The sequence below is a fragment of the Acinetobacter sp. YH12102 genome, from assembly GCF_013419125.1.
In the GTDB taxonomy this organism is placed as follows: Bacteria; Pseudomonadota; Gammaproteobacteria; order Pseudomonadales; family Moraxellaceae; genus Acinetobacter; species Acinetobacter pseudolwoffii.
Genome location: NZ_VPAS01000004.1, coordinates 230,663 through 247,423 on the forward strand (window position 1 = coordinate 230,663; position 16,761 = coordinate 247,423).

Annotated in this window: 13 protein-coding genes; 11 read left to right on the plus strand and 2 right to left on the minus strand. The window is 44.2% G+C overall.

All coding sequences use genetic code 11. The annotated features are described in order from the left end of the window. The first annotated feature begins 152 nt into the window (after positions 1-152). The 3 genes from mnmG (at position 153) to FTU42_RS05600 (ending at position 4,014) form a co-directional block, all read left to right on the plus strand. On the plus strand, positions 153-2,033 hold the full coding sequence (gene mnmG, locus FTU42_RS05590) for a tRNA uridine-5-carboxymethylaminomethyl(34) synthesis enzyme MnmG (RefSeq protein ID WP_100328704.1): 1,881 nt from the start codon (positions 153-155) through the stop codon (positions 2,031-2,033). Between the two features lie 316 nt (positions 2,034-2,349). After that, positions 2,350-3,555 carry a 3-(3-hydroxy-phenyl)propionate transporter MhpT gene (mhpT, locus tag FTU42_RS05595; RefSeq protein WP_180083150.1) on the plus strand — a complete coding sequence of 402 codons (1,206 nt, stop codon included), beginning with the start codon at positions 2,350-2,352 and terminating at the stop codon, positions 3,553-3,555. A gap of 132 nt (positions 3,556-3,687) precedes the next feature. Continuing rightward, positions 3,688-4,014, plus strand: a complete 327-nt coding sequence (locus tag FTU42_RS05600; RefSeq protein WP_035337926.1) for a hypothetical protein — start codon at positions 3,688-3,690, stop codon at positions 4,012-4,014. 335 nt (positions 4,015-4,349) lie between these two features. Here FTU42_RS05600 and glnG read toward each other — a convergent pair whose 3' ends face one another. Together glnG and glnL are read right to left on the minus strand one after the other, a co-directional pair. Continuing rightward, positions 4,350-5,831, minus strand: coding sequence for a nitrogen regulation protein NR(I) (glnG, locus tag FTU42_RS05605; RefSeq protein ID WP_005096701.1), 1,482 nt, complete (start codon positions 5,829-5,831; stop codon positions 4,350-4,352). After that, positions 5,818-6,927 (minus strand): nitrogen regulation protein NR(II), encoded by a 1,110-nt coding sequence (gene glnL, locus FTU42_RS05610; RefSeq protein ID WP_005096702.1) that lies wholly within the window; start codon positions 6,925-6,927, stop codon positions 5,818-5,820. Before glnL ends, glnG begins: the two co-directional genes overlap by 14 nt. Positions 6,928-7,268: 341 nt before the next feature. Here glnL and rimO point away from each other — a divergent pair, with 341 nt between their 5' ends. From rimO to bamA, 8 genes are all read left to right on the plus strand, one after another. Continuing rightward, entirely contained in the window at positions 7,269-8,612 is a 1,344-nt protein-coding gene (gene rimO / locus FTU42_RS05615) for a 30S ribosomal protein S12 methylthiotransferase RimO (protein ID WP_180075096.1), read from the plus strand. 46 nt (positions 8,613-8,658) lie between these two features. Then, positions 8,659-9,387, plus strand: a complete 729-nt coding sequence (gene pyrH / locus FTU42_RS05620; RefSeq protein ID WP_005171248.1) for a UMP kinase — start codon at positions 8,659-8,661, stop codon at positions 9,385-9,387. Positions 9,388-9,465: 78 nt separating this feature from the next. Continuing rightward, positions 9,466-10,020, plus strand: coding sequence for a ribosome recycling factor (frr, locus tag FTU42_RS05625; protein WP_005096705.1), 555 nt, complete (start codon positions 9,466-9,468; stop codon positions 10,018-10,020). A 7-nt stretch (positions 10,021-10,027) separates the two neighbouring features. Then, on the plus strand, positions 10,028-10,780 hold the full coding sequence (gene uppS / locus FTU42_RS05630) for a polyprenyl diphosphate synthase (RefSeq protein ID WP_005096706.1): 753 nt from the start codon (positions 10,028-10,030) through the stop codon (positions 10,778-10,780). A gap of 3 nt (positions 10,781-10,783) precedes the next feature. Beyond that, positions 10,784-11,608 carry a phosphatidate cytidylyltransferase gene (locus tag FTU42_RS05635; protein WP_074382864.1) on the plus strand — a complete coding sequence of 275 codons (825 nt, stop codon included), beginning with the start codon at positions 10,784-10,786 and terminating at the stop codon, positions 11,606-11,608. Further along, positions 11,609-12,805: a 1-deoxy-D-xylulose-5-phosphate reductoisomerase gene (gene ispC / locus FTU42_RS05640; RefSeq protein WP_005171243.1), complete on the plus strand. Its 1,197-nt coding sequence runs from the start codon at positions 11,609-11,611 to the stop codon at positions 12,803-12,805. A 3-nt stretch (positions 12,806-12,808) separates the two neighbouring features. Next, positions 12,809-14,164, plus strand: coding sequence for an RIP metalloprotease RseP (rseP, locus tag FTU42_RS05645; protein ID WP_159515857.1), 1,356 nt, complete (start codon positions 12,809-12,811; stop codon positions 14,162-14,164). Between the two features lie 84 nt (positions 14,165-14,248). Continuing rightward, positions 14,249-16,711, plus strand: coding sequence for an outer membrane protein assembly factor BamA (bamA, locus tag FTU42_RS05650; RefSeq protein WP_373686733.1), 2,463 nt, complete (start codon positions 14,249-14,251; stop codon positions 16,709-16,711). The last annotated feature ends 50 nt before the right edge of the window (positions 16,712-16,761 follow it).

Here is a 16,761-nt window from a genome sequence, read left to right on the forward strand (position 1 = left end):
TATAGTCCCTCTGCAAAGTTAAATTACAGTGCTTGATTCTTGTACAGGATGATTCATTTTTTATCTCAGGATAAATTCGACTGAATCTGTCTACTTTAGAATGAAATTTGCTATAATACTCAGCTATCCTTTTTTATCTCTCAATTACCACTATGCATTATCCTAAAGTATACGATGTCATTGTTATCGGTGGCGGTCACGCCGGTACAGAAGCAGCTCTGGCTGCAGCGCGTATGGGTCGACAGACTTTACTCTTAACTCATAACATTGAGACTTTAGGGCAGATGAGCTGTAACCCGGCCATCGGTGGTATTGGTAAATCGCACTTGGTGCGTGAAATTGATGCCTTGGGCGGTGCAATGGCACTGGCTGCCGACAAAGGCGGTATTCAGTTCCGTATTTTGAACTCGCGTAAAGGTGCAGCAGTTCGTGCAACACGTGCGCAGGCAGACCGTGTCCGTTTTAAAGCGGCAATTCGTGAAACCTTAGAGAATCAGGCGAACTTGGATATTTTCCAGCAAGCGGCTGATGACCTGATTGTTGAAGGCGATACCGTCAAAGGTGTGGTTACCCAAATGGGCATTCGTTTTGATGCCAAAACTGTGGTGTTGACTGCGGGTACATTCTTGGGCGGCGTAATTCACGTTGGTCTGGAAAAATCCAGTGGTGGTCGTGCCGGTGATCCGCCGTCGATTTCATTGGCAGCACGTTTGCGCGAATTGAATTTACCTGTGGGGCGTTTAAAAACCGGTACACCACCGCGTATCGATGCACGTTCGGTCGACTTTTCTGTAATGACACCGCAGCCGGGTGATTTCCCATCTCCAACCATGTCGTTTATGGGCGATGCGTCTATGCATCCGGAACAGGTGAACTGCTATATCACCCATACCAATGAACGTACGCATGAGATTATTCGCGGTGGTCTAGATCGCTCACCGATGTATACCGGTAAAATTGAAGGTGTGGGGCCGCGTTATTGCCCATCAATTGAAGACAAGATTCACCGTTTTGCCGATAAAGACTCGCATCAAGTATTCTTGGAACCGGAAGGTCTGGATACGCATGAGCTTTATCCAAATGGTATTTCAACTTCATTGCCATTTGATGTGCAGTTTGAGTTGGTTCGCTCAATCCGTGGTATGGAAAATGCGCATATTTTGCGTCCGGGCTACGCCATTGAATACGACTATTTCAACCCGCAAGCGTTGAAATTTACCCTTGAAACCAAAGCGATTAATAACCTGTATTTCGCTGGTCAAATTAATGGAACCACTGGTTATGAAGAAGCAGGTGCACAAGGTTTGCTGGCAGGTTTAAATGCTGCACGTCGTGCCTGGGATCAAGAGCAGTGGACACCAAAACGCGATGAAGCCTATATGGGTGTATTGGTAGATGACCTGATTACGTTAGGCACCAAAGAACCGTACCGTATGTTTACCTCACGTGCTGAATATCGTTTGATGTTACGTGAAGACAATGCCGACCAGCGTTTAACTGCGATCGGTCGTGAATTGGGTCTGGTCGATGATGCACGTTGGGCGGTTTACTGCGAAAAAATGGAAGCAGTTGAAAAAGAAACCGGTCGTTTGCAGCATCTTTGGGCGGCGCCAAACAATCCAATGGGCAAGAAATTCGTTGAGATGACTGGCGCAGATTTATCTAAAGAATGTTCAGCGATCGATCTTTTGAAACGTCCAAATATTTCATTTGCGCAAATTGCCGAGTTAACCGGTTCTGATGTATCTGCGCAGGTCGGTGATCAGATTGAAATCGCAGTGAAATATGCGGGTTATATCAACCGTCAGCATGAAGACGTGGCACAAATGAAACGTCTTGAGGAAACCCGTATTCCAGGTGACTTCGATTATGACATCGTGTCGGGGCTGTCGCGTGAAATCACGTTGAAACTGAAGGATGTACGTCCTGAAACATTGGCGCAAGCCAGCCGTATTCCGGGTGTGACGCCTGCGGCTGTTCAATTGGTGATGATTACGATTCGTAAGAATGCACAAACGAAAAAATCTGCTTAAGAATACAGTGTGAAAAAGCCCGCGCAATGCGGGCTTTTTATCGGCTGATATTTTTGTATAAGTCTCGGCTATCATTCAATTATAAATAACTACTATTTAACTAAATGCCTTATTTATAAAGATAATAAAAATTATTAAGATGTAAAAAGTCTATAAATTTTAGCTTTTAGGTCTAATGGAAAGGGTGTTGAGCCAAGTTGATGAACTTAAATCCGACTATTGTCGTGGTATTTCTCTGACCAGATTAGGATAAGAATAGGGGGAATAGGATCGTCAGGCTATCAAACGATTTATAGGTTATTGATGGAGATCAATCATGATACAGCCTTATAGTGAAAAATTACGAAAAATATTGACGATTTTCTTGTGCTTTTGGGTGGCATTTTTTGAGGGTTTCGATCTTCAGGCTCCTGGAATTGCAGCAAAAGGAATTGCGGCAAGCTTTGCTTTAGATCAGGTTCAGATGGGCTATGTGTTTAGTCTGGGCGTCTTTGGAATGCTCTTTGGTGCATTCTTTGGCGGACGTATCGCGGATTATTTGGGACAAAAGAAAGTCCTGATGTTGTCTGTGGCTATTTTTGGTGTGTTCATGTCGCTGACTGCAATTGCACCGAGCATCGAGGTTTTATATGCTGCGCGTTTCTTGACCGGTTTGGGTCTGGGTGCTGCAATGCCGACCATGATTTCCGTGGTTGGAGATGAAGCAACTGAAGCCAATCGCGGTAAGTTCAATAGCTTGATGTATTGTGGCCTGCCTGTTGGTGCTATTTTTGTCGCCGGTTTGGCTATGGTGTTTCCAGATATTCAATGGCAGACTTTATTTTTAATTGGTGGTTTAACGCCTTTAGCGCTTCTCCCTTTTATGACCTTTATTCTTAAAGATCAACCTAAAGCAGCGGTAGCGCAAAAAAGATCTGGCGAAGCTGTACCGGGCATGGTCGAGGTTTTGTTCAAGCAGCAACAGTATAAAAATACAGTGCCGCTTTGGGTAGGTTTCTTTTTTACCTTGATGATCAACTATATTCTGATTAGCTGGTTGCCTAATTTGCTGATGGAACAAGGCTTGCAAAAACAGCAGGCATTTCTGGTGATGCTGGTGTTTCAGGTGGGTGCGGTGATAGGAACCTTGGGTTTGGGTTATTTGCTAGATCGTTTAAAATTGTGGCAAATGGCAGCCCTTATTTACAGCGGCTTATTTGTTGCCTTGGTTTTGTTGTTCACCAGTACCTCGATTCCGCTATTAATTTTAGCCGGGGTGATGGGCGGGATCTTTTCTACAGGTGGTCAATCTATTCTGTATGGCATCTCACCGATTTTTTATTCAGGTGCAGGTAAAGTTACAGGCGTGGGCAGCGCCATTTCTTTAGGCCGTTTAGGTGCCATGACCGGTCCGTTATTAACCGGGAAAATTTTGGCATTAGGTTTGGGAACTACAGGTATCCTTATGGCAAGTTTACCTGCGGTGGTTGTATCAGCGGTAGCGGTCACGGCACTGTCACGTTGTAAGGCAGCTCATAAATAAGCCAGCTTTCTATTTTTATTGCTATTAAAAAGGAATCTACGGATTCCTTTGTTATGGCTCATATTTTAATTGAGTAAAATCGGCAGATAAAATTTGCTAAAATAGATGGATAGCAAACAGACTGATTTTTATATGCCTTACCAACTGATCGAACTCGATATTCAGGCCACTGATAATATTGCCTGTCCACATTGCCAGCAGAACATTATTGACTGGACTGAAGAACAATATGTACAGCCATGTGAACATACTTTATTTATTGCCATGGATATTGGCTTTGAATATATGACCGATGAATTTGAGCACAGCATGCCGCGTTCGGTAGATGATCTGCATGCCAATGACGATCAGGTGAATATGTTTGATGAAATTACCGCCAGTACTTATTCAGATTATCTGATCTTAAAGTCAGACTTGGGCGCAGCAGGTTATTCGCGTTATATCGGCTTGACTGTTTAGCTCATCTTAGTATAAAAAAGCACCCGAAGTTCACTACTGTTCCACAATTTGAACTTTATTTCAGTACCAAGTCAATATGATGACACCATATGCTTAAATATTTGATATTTTTATATATTTAATTTTTCAAAGCCTTGTCTTTTCTTTGAAAAATTTAAATTACTTTGTGTAGGCTAAATCCTACTTTTGACAGACCAAAAGTAGGCAAAAGTCTTTATCCCCCATACACTACATCCTGTCATGATGGGGAATGTGTGGCATCCTTGCCACACTCACAAATCAAATACCTGGAATTCAACTGTGAGAGAGCAGTAACCCGAAGGTGCTTTTATAGATTAGCTTGGACTTTCGATTTCTTCTTCTACCTCATCATCGGCCGTATCCATACCGAGTTCTTTGAGCTTGCGGGTCAGCGTGTTACGGCCCCAGCCCAAAAGTTCAGCTGCATGACGTTTGCGACCACGGGTTTGTTGTAGTGCAGCATTAATCAGGGTGCGCTCAAACATTGGTGTAGCGACATCCAGAAGTTTCATCTCGCCATTTTTGAGTTTTTGCATGGCCCATTGACCCAGCAATTCATCCCAGTGCTGTGGACCCACTTGGTTTAAGTTTGGAATTGGTGAGCCTAAATCCAAATCTTGAATTGGAATTTGTTTCAGTTCAGGTGGTAGGTCTTCTGGATAGACTTCACGACCCGTGATCATCACGGTTAGCCAGCGACAGGTATTTTCAAGCTGGCGTACGTTGCCTTGCCACGGCAGTTTTTGCATATATTCCTGGGTTTCAGGACGCAGAATTTTGGGATTAACGCCGAGTTCTTTACCAGCACGTGCCAGGAAGTGCTGCGCCAGCATCGGAATGTCTTCACTGCGATGTGCCAGTTTTGGAATGTGAATCCGAATCACATTCAGGCGGTGATACAAGTCTTCACGGAAACGGCCGTCATGTACCAGTTTTTCCAGATCCTGATGTGTGGCAGCCACAATCCGCACATCAACCTTGACGGGAATATGACCACCGACACGATAAAACTCGCCATCGGCCAAAACACGCAATAAACGGGTTTGGGTTTCAAAAGGCATGTCGCCAATTTCATCCAGAAACAGCGTGCCGCCGTTGGCCTGTTCAAAACGACCTTGACGCTGGGTATTGGCACCGGTAAATGCACCTTTTTCGTGACCAAAAAGTTCGGTTTCGATCAGGTCTTTGGGAATGGCTGCCATATTCAGGGCAATAAAGGGCTTTGCACTACGCGGTGAATGGCGGTGCAAGGCATGTGCCACCAATTCTTTCCCTGTACCGGACTCACCATTAATGAGTACAGTAATATGCGATTGCGCTAAACGGCCGATGGCGCGAAACACTTCCTGCATGGCGGGAGATTCACCGATAATTTCAGTCGATTGAATCGGCGGGGCAACTTTTGCTGATTCTTGTTGTTGCAGCTTGGTAATATGCAAAATCGCACGATTGACCAGTGCCAGCGCTTCATCAATATCAAAAGGCTTTGGCAGATATTCAAAAGCACCAGTTTGATAACTTGATACAGCAGACTCTAGGTCTGAATGCGCCGTCATAATAATCACAGGCAGGTCAGGATAATTGTGTTTGACCTTACCCAAGAAGGTGAGTCCATCAATCCCCGGCATACGGATATCGGTCAGAATCACATCTGGTGCATCAACACTGAGTTGATCTAGTGCGGATTGTGCTTCTTCAAAGCTGGTCACGTCCAAGCCTTCTTCTTTAAAGGTTTTTTCCAGTACCCAGCGCATGGCACGATCGTCATCAATCACCCATATTTTATTTCGCGACATGATTCGACTCCCAAGGTAAATATAAGCTAAACACGGTTTTTCCAGCCACGGACTGACATTCAATCATGCCGTTATGCTGATGAATAATATTTTGAGCAATACTGAGACCCAGTCCGGTACCTTTGGCGCGACTGGTGACCAGTGGATAAAACACAGATTCGATAATGTCTTCGGGGACCCCAGGGCCATTGTCTTCAATATCAATGCGTACCACAGAGCGATGAATTGCCCCGTTAATGGTAAATAGGCGCTGAATCCGGGTTCTTAAAACCAGTTCAGGCTGGTGATCGACAAAAAACTCTTTGTTCTCGGTCATGGCCTGTACTGCATTGGCGCAAATATTCAAGATCACCTGAATCAGTTGATCACGGTCTGCCAGCACTTCAGGTAAGGACAGGTCATAATCCCGAATAATCTTGATTTTCTTTTTGCTTTGATTGGCGATGAGTGAGCGCACCCGCTCAAGTGGCTCATGTACATTTACCAGCTCATAGCTTGGCAGTTGGCGTGAACCGAGCATGGTGTCGGCCAGATTTCGGAGTCGATCGACTTCACTAATAATAATATCGGTAAATTCTTTGTATTGTGGATCATTCAGACTGCGAGCCAGAAGTTGTGTTGCCCCCCGAATTCCGCCGAGTGGGTTCTTGATTTCGTGCGCGACACCGCGAATCAGCTGGCGAGCCACTTGATGTTGCTGAATCAGGTTTTCTTCACGCGAAATTTTAAGCATACGGTCACGAGGATTGAGCTCGATTAACAACAGTGGGTGATAGGGCTTACCCAGATTTAGTTGAGAAACCGTGTAATCGACATGAATGTCCTTAAAGTTGACAATCAGTGTGGCTTCACGGCGCGTATAAGGTTGGCCTGTAGTTAAAGTGTTGTTCAGCGCTTCTTCAGTATTAAACTCATCGGTCGGATGTTGCAGAAGACCCAGTGCCGGACTTCCACTGGCGCGAAATAAGCTCACATCAAATAAGGCTTCGCAGGCAGAGTTGAGATAATAAATATTAAGATCGCGGTCTACCAATAAGATACACGTGGTCATATTGTCCACTAAAACACGATAGTCGATCGGAATAAGCTGATCCATTCGCGGTTTTTTTCCTGTATTAAAATGGCGCAATGGCATCTTCATAAAGCAATTTAATCAATTTTAAGTTCTGATTTGATGCAAGATGCACGCCAACTTTTATGACTAAAGCTTATTTATTGCGATGAAATGCAGAAATGTGCCACAGCGACACAATTCATCTTAGGTATAGCGGATTAAATTGAGGCTGTAAATCTAAAATGTTCTATTTTGGTGCGCGCGCAAATATGTTGTATATTTTATGGCGTTATTTTAGTGCATGATGCAAAGAGTCAGGTTTTCAACTATTTTTATGATGCGAAAAGACATACAATACGCGCATTCTAGTAGAGCGAAAATTCATGAAGTCCCCCAAAGTCGGTTTTGTATCTTTAGGTTGTCCTAAGGCATTGGTAGATTCTGAACGTATTTTAACCCAGTTAAAGACTGAAGGTTATGACGTCGCTTCGGATTATGACGGTGCTGATTTAGTTGTAGTAAATACCTGTGGTTTCATTGAATCCGCAGTGCAAGAATCGCTAGACGCGATTGGTGAGGCGATGAGCGCGAATGGTCGCGTCATCGTAACAGGCTGTCTAGGTAAAGACGAAGACAAGATTCGCCAGATGCATCCGAATGTCCTGAAAGTGACAGGTGCAGCGGCATATAAAGATGTTATGGATGCGGTTCATCAATACGTGCCTGAACCGCCAAAACACAATCCATTTATTGATTTAGTTCCAGAGCAAGGTATCCGCCTAACACCTAAACATTATGCCTATTTGAAAATATCGGAAGGCTGCAACCATCGTTGTACTTTCTGTATTATTCCAAGCATGCGTGGTGATTTGGTCTCCCGTCCAGTTGGTTCTGTGCTTGAAGAAGCCGCAGCGCTGAAACGTGCCGGTGTTAAAGAAGTACTCGTTATCTCCCAGGATACTTCTGCTTACGGTCTGGACACCAAATACAAGCTGGATTTCTGGAACGGCCAGCCGGTGAAAACCAAATTCTATGACATGTGTGAAGCACTCGGTCAGTTGGGAGTCTGGGTGCGTTTGCACTATGTTTATCCATATCCGCATGTCGATGCCGTGATTGACCTGATGGCTCAAGGCAAAATCCTGCCTTATCTGGATATTCCATTTCAGCATGCGAGTCCAAAAATTCTCAAGCTGATGAAACGTCCTGCGCACAGTGAAAACACACTGGAGCGATTGAATATCTGGCGTGAAAAATGTCCTGATCTGGTTATCCGTTCAACATTTGTGGTGGGCTTCCCGGGTGAAACCGAAGAAGACTTCCAGATGCTGCTCGATTGGCTGAAACAAGCTCAATTGGATCGTGTAGGTTGCTTTACCTATTCACCAGTTGAAGGTGCGACAGCAAACGATTTGCCAGACCACGTTCCTGAAGAAATTAAACAAGAGCGTTATGAGCGTTTCATGCAGGTTCAGCAAGAAATTTCGGCAGCCAAACTCCAAAAACGTATTGGTCAGACCATGACCGTGCTGGTAGATGATCTGGAAGAAGAATTCCCGGTGGCAGTTGCGCGTTCTTATGCAGATGCACCTGAAATTGATGGCAATGTTTTTGTGGAAGATATTGATAAAAGCGTCATTAAGGCAGGGGATTTGCTTGAAGTCGAGATTACCGATGCAGACGAATATGATCTGTATGCAAAACTCATTTCAGTCAAATCTGCTTAAGATTTTGAATTAAAAAAATTTAAATTGAATACTTTGGAGTTTGATGATGTTGGATTCTAAAAAGCCACGCTTTGGTCGCATCCTGTTAAAGCTTTCTGGTGAAGCACTGGCAGGCAATAAAGACATGGGAATCGATGCACAAGTGCTCGACCAGATGTCGCTTTCTATTGCGCACCTTGTGGGTTTAGGCGTACAAGTAGGTATCGTGGTTGGTGGTGGTAACCTGTACCGCGGTAGCCAGCTGCAAAAAGACGGTCTGGTTGGCCGGGTCACTGGCGACCAGATGGGTATGCTGGCAACCGTGATGAACGGTCTGGCACTACGCGACGCTTTGGTGCGCCGTAATATTAAAACCCGTTTGATGTCTGCACTGCCAATTGGTACTGTGGTTGAGTCTTACTCGAGCCGTGATGCGATCCGTCACCTGACTCAGGGTGAAGTGTGTGTATTCGTGGCAGGTACAGGTAATCCATTCTTTACCACAGATACCGCAGCATGTTTGCGTGGTATTGAAATCGAATCAGATTTGATTTTGAAAGCCACTAAAGTCGATGGCGTATATAACAAAGATCCAAGCAAATATGACGATGCGGTTAAATATGACACTTTAACCTTTGATCAGGTGCTGGATGAAAAACTGGGTGTCATGGACTTAACTGCGATCTGTTTGTGTCGTGACCATAATGTGCCGCTACAAGTATTCGATATGAATAAATCTGGCGCATTACTTTCAGTGGTGATGGGCGAAAAAGAAGGGACTCACGTTACCAATTAATGACGTGAGCACCAAAGCACTTTATACTACGCGCTAATTTAGCAATTAACTTTTTTAGAATTAAGTAAGGAAGATCATATGATTAACGATCTTAAAAAAGACAGCGAAGACCGTATGAACAAAACTCTAGAATCTCTAGAGCATGGTTTTGCAAAAGTTCGTACCGGTCGCGCGCATCCATCTATTTTAAATAATGTGATGGTTTCTTACTATGGTTCAGACGTTCCATTGAACCAGGTGGCAAACGTTGGTGTTGAAGATTCACGCACCCTGTTGGTTCAACCATTTGAACGTTCAATGGTGGCTGCAATTGATAAAGCGATTCGTGAATCTGACTTGGGTCTTAACCCGATTTCAGCAGATGCGATCCGTGTACCTATGGCAGCACTCACTGAAGAAACACGTCGTGACATGCAGAAAGTTGCCCGTACTGAAGCAGAAAATGCGAAAGTGGCAATTCGTAACATTCGCCGTGATGTATTGGGTGATATCAAAGCTTTATTGAAAGAAAAAGAAATTTCTGAAGATGAAGAACGTCGTGCTGCTGATGAAATCCAGAAAATTACCGACAAATTTGTTGCTGAAGTTGACAAACGCTTGGCTGCGAAAGAAGCTGAATTGATGAAGGTCTAATTCATCGATGACCGCTGCTGAAGAAAACCCCTGTCTTCCGAAACATGTTGCCATCATTATGGATGGCAACAATCGTTTCGCCAAAAAAAATCAGATGCAGAAAGGTGATGGACACCGTGAAGGAAAAACGGTTCTGGATCCGATTGTAGAACACTGTAGAAAAAGAAATATCCAGGCTTTAACTGTTTTTGCCTTTTCCAGTGAAAACTGGAATCGTCCACAGTTTGAAGTCGAATTGCTCATGAAACTCCTGCTTGACACGATTCATGAGCAACTCCCCCGCATGGAAAAATTCAATATTGCCTTACGTTTTATCGGTGATCGCAGCCGTTTGTCCGCTGAATTGCAGGGACTCATGTTGCAAGCCGAACAAAGGACTGCTAATTTCAATAGTATGACACTCACTATTGCAATCAGTTATGGCGGTATGTGGGATATGGCACAAGCTGCAAAGCAAATTGCCAGTGATGTTTTAACAAATAAATTAGATCTTGATGCAATTGATACTGATGTATTTGGTCAATATGTCAGCCTCGGTGACTTACCAGCAGTTGATCTGCTGATTCGTACTGGCGGAGATTTCCGTCTGTCGAATTTTCTGTTATGGCAGGCAGCCTATGCAGAGCTTTATTTCACTGAGACGCTGTGGCCAGAATTTACCGTTGAAGAACTTGATGATGCACTTGCCGTATTTGGTGGGCGTGAACGTCGTTTCGGTAAAACATCAGAGCAGGTTCATCAGGAAAAACTTGAGAATTAATACATGTTTGAGCGGATTATAACCGCATTGGTGTTGGTAGCAGTTGTACTGAGCTGTATGTTTGCTACTGAATCACATTATCCAATGTTTGTATTGATGGTTCTTGCTGCCGGGGTTGCCGGTTATGAGTGGTTTAAACTCATGCCGCGAAAATTTAAGCAGGTCATCAAGCCCGTTGCATGGGGATATGGGGTGCTGACCGCGGCTCTATCAGCATTGGCATTGTATTTTGCTGAAGTCGCTTTGTTGTTATGGGTGGCTTCTATTATTACCTGGTTACTCAGTATTTACTGGGTCAAGTCTTATCCTGAGTATGACGGCTGGTACAATACAAGCCTAAATGGCATTGGTGTAGTGCTGATTTCTGCTGCTGTCACCGCAATTTTCTCGGTTTGGCAAAGTTCACCGTGGTGGTTGATGTACCTGTTTTTACTGGTATGGGGCGCAGACAGCGGTGCGTATTTTGTTGGCCGTAAATTCGGTAGGAAAAAACTTGCACCAAATGTCAGCCCAAACAAATCTGTAGAAGGGCTGTATGGTGGTGTGGTCACCTCAATGCTGATTGTGATTGCAGTTGCTTTGCTTTATCTGGAGATGACCTGGCCAGAACTTATTTTATTCCTGACCTTATCGGTGATCACGGTCTTCAGTTCAGTACTGGGAGATCTGTTTGAATCCATGATCAAACGACGTGCCGGTATTAAAGACTCGGGCCGTATTTTACCGGGTCATGGTGGGGTGCTGGATCGTATTGATTCTTTGCTTGCTGCAGCTCCAATCTTTGCGGCAGGTATTGCTGTTCTAAAACTTATTGGTGTAGATTTATAAATGTCACAAGCGGTTTGTATACTGGGTGCTACAGGTTCTATTGGTCAAAGTACTTTAAAAATCTTGCAGCGACATCCTGAAGCGTACTCGGTTTTTGCTGTAACCGCGCAAAGTCGTATTGATGAGCTGGTCAAGATTTGCCAGCAATATCGCCCTAAAGTGGCGGTGGTGCCTGCGGCAAAAGTGGAGGAGTTTTCAAAACTCCTTCAGCAACATGGTCTGGCTGATATTGAAATTCTGCAAGATGAAGCCGGTTTAATTGCTGTGGCTGAACATGCGGATGTCGATATTGTCATGGCTGCCATTGTCGGTGCTGCCGGATTGTTGCCGACACTGGCTGCAGTAAAAGCAGGCAAGCGCGTACTGTTGGCCAATAAAGAAGCTTTGGTGATGTCCGGTGACATCATGATGCAGGCTGCACGCGATCATGGTGCATTGTTGCTTCCGGTGGATTCTGAACACAATGCGATTTTCCAGTGTTTACCACAGCACTATTTTGAGGCAGAGCGTCATGGCAAGCCCAAGCTGGGTGTCTCGCAAATTTTGTTAACTGCATCTGGTGGGCCGTTTCTCAATCATAGTCTACAACAGCTTGAAGATGTGACGCCTGCACAGGCCTGCAAGCATCCCAACTGGTCAATGGGCCAAAAAATTTCGGTCGATTCAGCGACTTTAATGAATAAAGGTCTGGAATTGATCGAAGCCTGTCATTTGTTTGCAGTTCAAGAACAATTTGTTACAGTCGTGGTGCATCCACAGAGTATTATTCACTCCATGGTTCAATATGTAGATGGTTCAACTTTGGCACAAATGGGTAATCCGGATATGGGCACACCTATTGCACATGCATTGGCATGGCCTGAGCGAATCAGTACGCATGTACCACCCTTAGATCTGTTTATGCACTCGCAGCTTAACTTTCAGGAACCGGATGTGATTCGGTTTCCTGCATTAAAGTTGGCGCGTCAGGCGATGCAGAGCGGCGGGATTGCACCCACGATTTTAAATGCGGCCAATGAAATTGCAGTTGACGCATTTTTACATCAGCAAATTAGGTTTACCCAAATCCCTCAAGTGGTTGAGCATGTCCTGAATCAGATGGATAATCAGCCGGCAAATGATCTGGAGGCTATCTTGCAGGCAGATCAAATGGCACGAGGTTTATCACAGCAGTATGTTGTGAATAAAGGAAGTTAAGACATGAACGCCTTGTTTATTATTGCAGCCGCAATCCTGTTACTCGGTCCCTTAATTGCGATTCATGAGTTTGGTCACTATATTGTGGCGCGTAAACTGGGCGTTAAAGTGTTGGTGTATTCGATTGGTTTTGGACCAACGCTGTTAAAGTGGACCTCAAAAAAATCTGGCATTCAATATCAGCTATCCGCCTTACCTTTAGGCGGTTATGTGAAAATGCTGGATGAACGTGAAGGCAATGTTGCTGAAGAAGACTTGCCCAAAGCATTTAACCGTCAGCATCCCTGGAAACGGATTGCCATTGTGGCAGCGGGACCATTGATCAACCTCATTCTTGCGGTGCTGTTATTCTGGGTGCTGTTTTTACCGGCACAAGAGCAGCTGAATACCCGCGTTGGTAAAGTTTTACCAGATACGCCGGCTGCAACAGTACAAATGCAGCCGGGTGACAAAATTGTTGCTGTGGACGGGACTCCAGTCGAAACCTGGGAAAAACTGAGTTATGCGCTGGTGGATCGTGTGGGTGAAACCGGTGTAGTGTCTATTCAGGCAGAACGTGCCGGGGAAAACAAGCTGTTCCAGTTACCGATTCGGGACTATTTAAAAGACCAGAGTCAATCTCCGTTAGACAGTCTGGGCTTCTTGCCTTATCGACCGGAAATTCCGGCTGTGATTAGCAAGCTGACTGAAGATGGTGCAGCAATTCGCCAAGGCCTGAAGCAAGGTGACAAAATTCTGGCCATTGATGGTGTCCAGATGAAAGACTGGTTTGATGTGGTACAAATTGTACAGGCATCACCAGAAAAATTACTGAAGATGGATGTATTGCGCGAAAACCAGGTGGTGCAACTTGAAGTGATGCCACAGGGCAAGCGTGACAATATGGGCAATGTCACGGGTATGCTCGGTGTACAAAGTGATCCGGGTAAAATCTCGATTCCCACAGAATATAAGCAGACCATTCACTACAATCCAGCTGAAGCACTGGTGATGGCATTTGATAAAACGGTGCACTTATCTTCGATGATTCTGAACTCGATTGTCAAAATGGTACGTGGCATGATTGGACTGGATAACTTATCTGGACCGATCACCATTGCCAAAGTCGCAGGACAAAGCGCAGAAATGGGTTGGGAAACTTTTATTTCCTTTATGGCGCTAATGAGTGTAAGTTTAGGAATATTAAATCTACTGCCGATTCCAATGCTTGATGGCGGACATCTGGTTTACTATTTTGTTGAATTAATTCGTGGTAAACCTGTTTCCGAACAAATACAATTGGTTGGACTAAAAATTGGTATGGTACTGCTCGGCAGTATGATGCTTCTGGCATTATTTAATGATTTTATGCGTTTATAACAACGTAGATGGAATAAATTAACAGCGGAAAAGACTGGCATGCAGCACACACATTTATTTATGCCTCTGGCACTCGTTAGTGCAATGGCAGTAGCACAACAAGTATATGCAGCAGATGAATTCATTGTACAAGATATAAAATTTGATGGATTAGTGCGTTTAACTCCTGAGAATGTATATGGCCTCGTGCCAATTAACAGTGGTGATCGGGTCAATGATCCGGTCATTGCCAATGCAATTCGCAGTTTATATGCATCAGGCTTATTTGATGACATCAAAGCTGTTCAGCAAGGCAATACTCTAGTTTTTCAGGTGGTAGAGCGCCCAGTCATTTCGAAAATCGAACTGAAAGGCAATAAGCTGATTCCAAAGGAAGCACTTGAAGATGGCCTGAAAAAAATGGGTCTGGCTGAAGGTGAAGTGCTGAAAAAATCTGCTTTACAGACAGTCGAAACCGAGCTTGAACAGCAATACATGCAGCAAGGTCGCTATGATGCGGATGTTACCGTCACGACGACAGCAAGACCGAATAACCGAGTTGAATTGCTGATTGATTTTATTGAAGGTAAAGCCGCAAAAGTTTTTGATATCAATATCATTGGCAATACTGTTTTCAAAGAATCAGATATTAAACAGGCATTTGCTGTTAAAGAAAGTAGCTGGAACTCGGTGATTTCACGTAATGACCGTTATGCCCGTGAAAAAATGGCTGCAAGCCTTGAAGCATTGCGTGCTATGTATCTGAACCAGGGTTATATTAACTTTAATATTACCAATTCCAGTTTGAACTTGAGTGAAGATAAAAAGAATGTCTTTATTGAAGTGTCTGTAGATGAAGGCGAGCAATTTAAATTTGGTCAAACCAAATACTTAGGTGATGCGCTTTATCAGACTGAAGAATTACAGGCTTTACAAATCTTCAAAGAAGGCGAAATTTATTCGCAGGAAAAAGTTAACGCGGTTAAGCAATTATTGCAGCGTAAGTATGGTAATGCAGGCTATTACTATGCAGAAGTCAACATCGTTCCTCAAATTAACAACGAAACCAAACTGGTTGATCTAAATTACTATATCAACCCAGGTCAGCAAGTCACGGTACGACGTATTAATTTCACTGGGAATACGAAAACTGCAGATGAAGTATTACGTCGTGAAATGCGCCAAATGGAAGGTGCACTTGCTAGTAATGAAAAGATTGATCTGTCCAAAGTCCGTCTGGAGCGTACCGGTTTCTTTAAAACTGTCGATATCAAGCCTGCACGTATTCCGGGCGCGCCAGATCAGGTGGACTTGAATGTTGCGGTTGAAGAACAGCATTCGGGTACCAGTACTCTGGCTGTCGGTTTCTCGCAAAGTGGTGGTGTGACCTTCCAGGCAGGTTTAAGTCAAACCAACTTCCTGGGAACTGGTAATAGCGTATCGATTGACCTGTCACGTTCTGAAACCCAAGATTACTATAACCTGAGTGTGATGGACCCGTACTTCACCATTGATGGTGTGCGTCGCGGTTATAACATGTACTACCGCAAGACCAAGCTAGACGATGACTATAACGTCAACAACTACGTGACGGACAGTTTTGGTGGTGGGATTAACTTTGGTTATCCAATTGATGAAAACCAGAGTGTTAGCCTAGGCCTGAATATTGACCAGACAGAAGTAACGACTGGGCCTTATGTTTCTACTTATGTTCGTGATTATTTATTGGCGAATGGTGGTAAGGAAACAGGAAGTCCAGGTAGATATTGTCCAGATGGATTATTGAATGCTGAAGAAGGAACTTGTGGTCCAAATAATGAAAGTTGGGTCTCTTTTCCTGATGAGTTCCAAGGAGAGTTTTTAACTTATAACTTGAACTTGGGCTGGTCGTATAATACCCTAAACCGTCCAATGTTCCCGACTACGGGGATGTCACATCGTGTCAATGCTGAAATAGCCTTGCCAGGCAGTGATGTTGAATATCAAAAACTCACCTATGATGCTCAGGCATTTTTCCCGTTAGGCAAAGATTTTGTTCTGCGTGGTTATGGTAAGTTGGGCTATGGTAATGACCTGCCATTCTATAAGAATTTTTATGCCGGTGGTTTTGGTTCGGTGCGTGGTTATGAAAACAGTACACTTGGGCCAAGATACCCAGGGGTAACGTATAGCGAATCACGTGTCCGGGATAATGATCCAGAAGAAGTGGGTGGTAATGCATTGGTTCAGTTTGGTACTGAGCTGGTACTGCCTGTACCATTTAAAGGTGATTGGGCACGTCAGGTTCGTCCGGTCATCTTTGCAGAAGGTGCGCAAGTTTTTGATACCAACTGTGATGTGCCGCGTGGAAATTTATATCTTGATCCACAAAATACTGATGTAGATGCAAAACAATACTGTAAAGATAACTTCGGTTTCGATGCAGGCAATATGCGTTATAGCGTTGGCGCTGGTTTCACCTGGATTACCATGATTGGACCATTATCTCTGAGCTATGCTTATCCGTTGAATAAGAAAGACGGTGATGAGACCAAAAATATCCAGTTCGAAATCGGCCGTACTTTCTAAGATTATTAGCTAATCCTGAATATAGATTTTGCTCATGAAGTTGCGAGGCT

Excerpts from the sequence above, each read along its gene's own strand:
- rseP (WP_159515857.1), top strand. The coding sequence starts at position 12,809 with ATGAACGCCTTGTTTATTATTGCAGCCGCAATCCTGTTACTCGGTCCC.
- mnmG (WP_100328704.1), top strand. The coding sequence starts at position 153 with ATGCATTATCCTAAAGTATACGATGTCATTGTTATCGGTGGCGGTCAC.
- uppS (WP_005096706.1), top strand. The coding sequence starts at position 10,028 with ATGACCGCTGCTGAAGAAAACCCCTGTCTTCCGAAACATGTTGCCATC.
- ispC (WP_005171243.1), top strand. The coding sequence starts at position 11,609 with ATGTCACAAGCGGTTTGTATACTGGGTGCTACAGGTTCTATTGGTCAA.
- glnG (WP_005096701.1), bottom strand. The coding sequence starts at position 5,831 with ATGTCGCGAAATAAAATATGGGTGATTGATGACGATCGTGCCATGCGC.
- glnL (WP_005096702.1), bottom strand. The coding sequence starts at position 6,927 with ATGGATCAGCTTATTCCGATCGACTATCGTGTTTTAGTGGACAATATG.
- bamA (WP_373686733.1), top strand. The coding sequence starts at position 14,249 with ATGGCAGTAGCACAACAAGTATATGCAGCAGATGAATTCATTGTACAA.
- frr (WP_005096705.1), top strand. The coding sequence starts at position 9,466 with ATGATTAACGATCTTAAAAAAGACAGCGAAGACCGTATGAACAAAACT.
- FTU42_RS05600 (WP_035337926.1), top strand. The coding sequence starts at position 3,688 with ATGCCTTACCAACTGATCGAACTCGATATTCAGGCCACTGATAATATT.
- rimO (WP_180075096.1), top strand. The coding sequence starts at position 7,269 with ATGAAGTCCCCCAAAGTCGGTTTTGTATCTTTAGGTTGTCCTAAGGCA.
- mhpT (WP_180083150.1), top strand. The coding sequence starts at position 2,350 with ATGATACAGCCTTATAGTGAAAAATTACGAAAAATATTGACGATTTTC.
- pyrH (WP_005171248.1), top strand. The coding sequence starts at position 8,659 with ATGTTGGATTCTAAAAAGCCACGCTTTGGTCGCATCCTGTTAAAGCTT.
- FTU42_RS05635 (WP_074382864.1), top strand. The coding sequence starts at position 10,784 with ATGTTTGAGCGGATTATAACCGCATTGGTGTTGGTAGCAGTTGTACTG.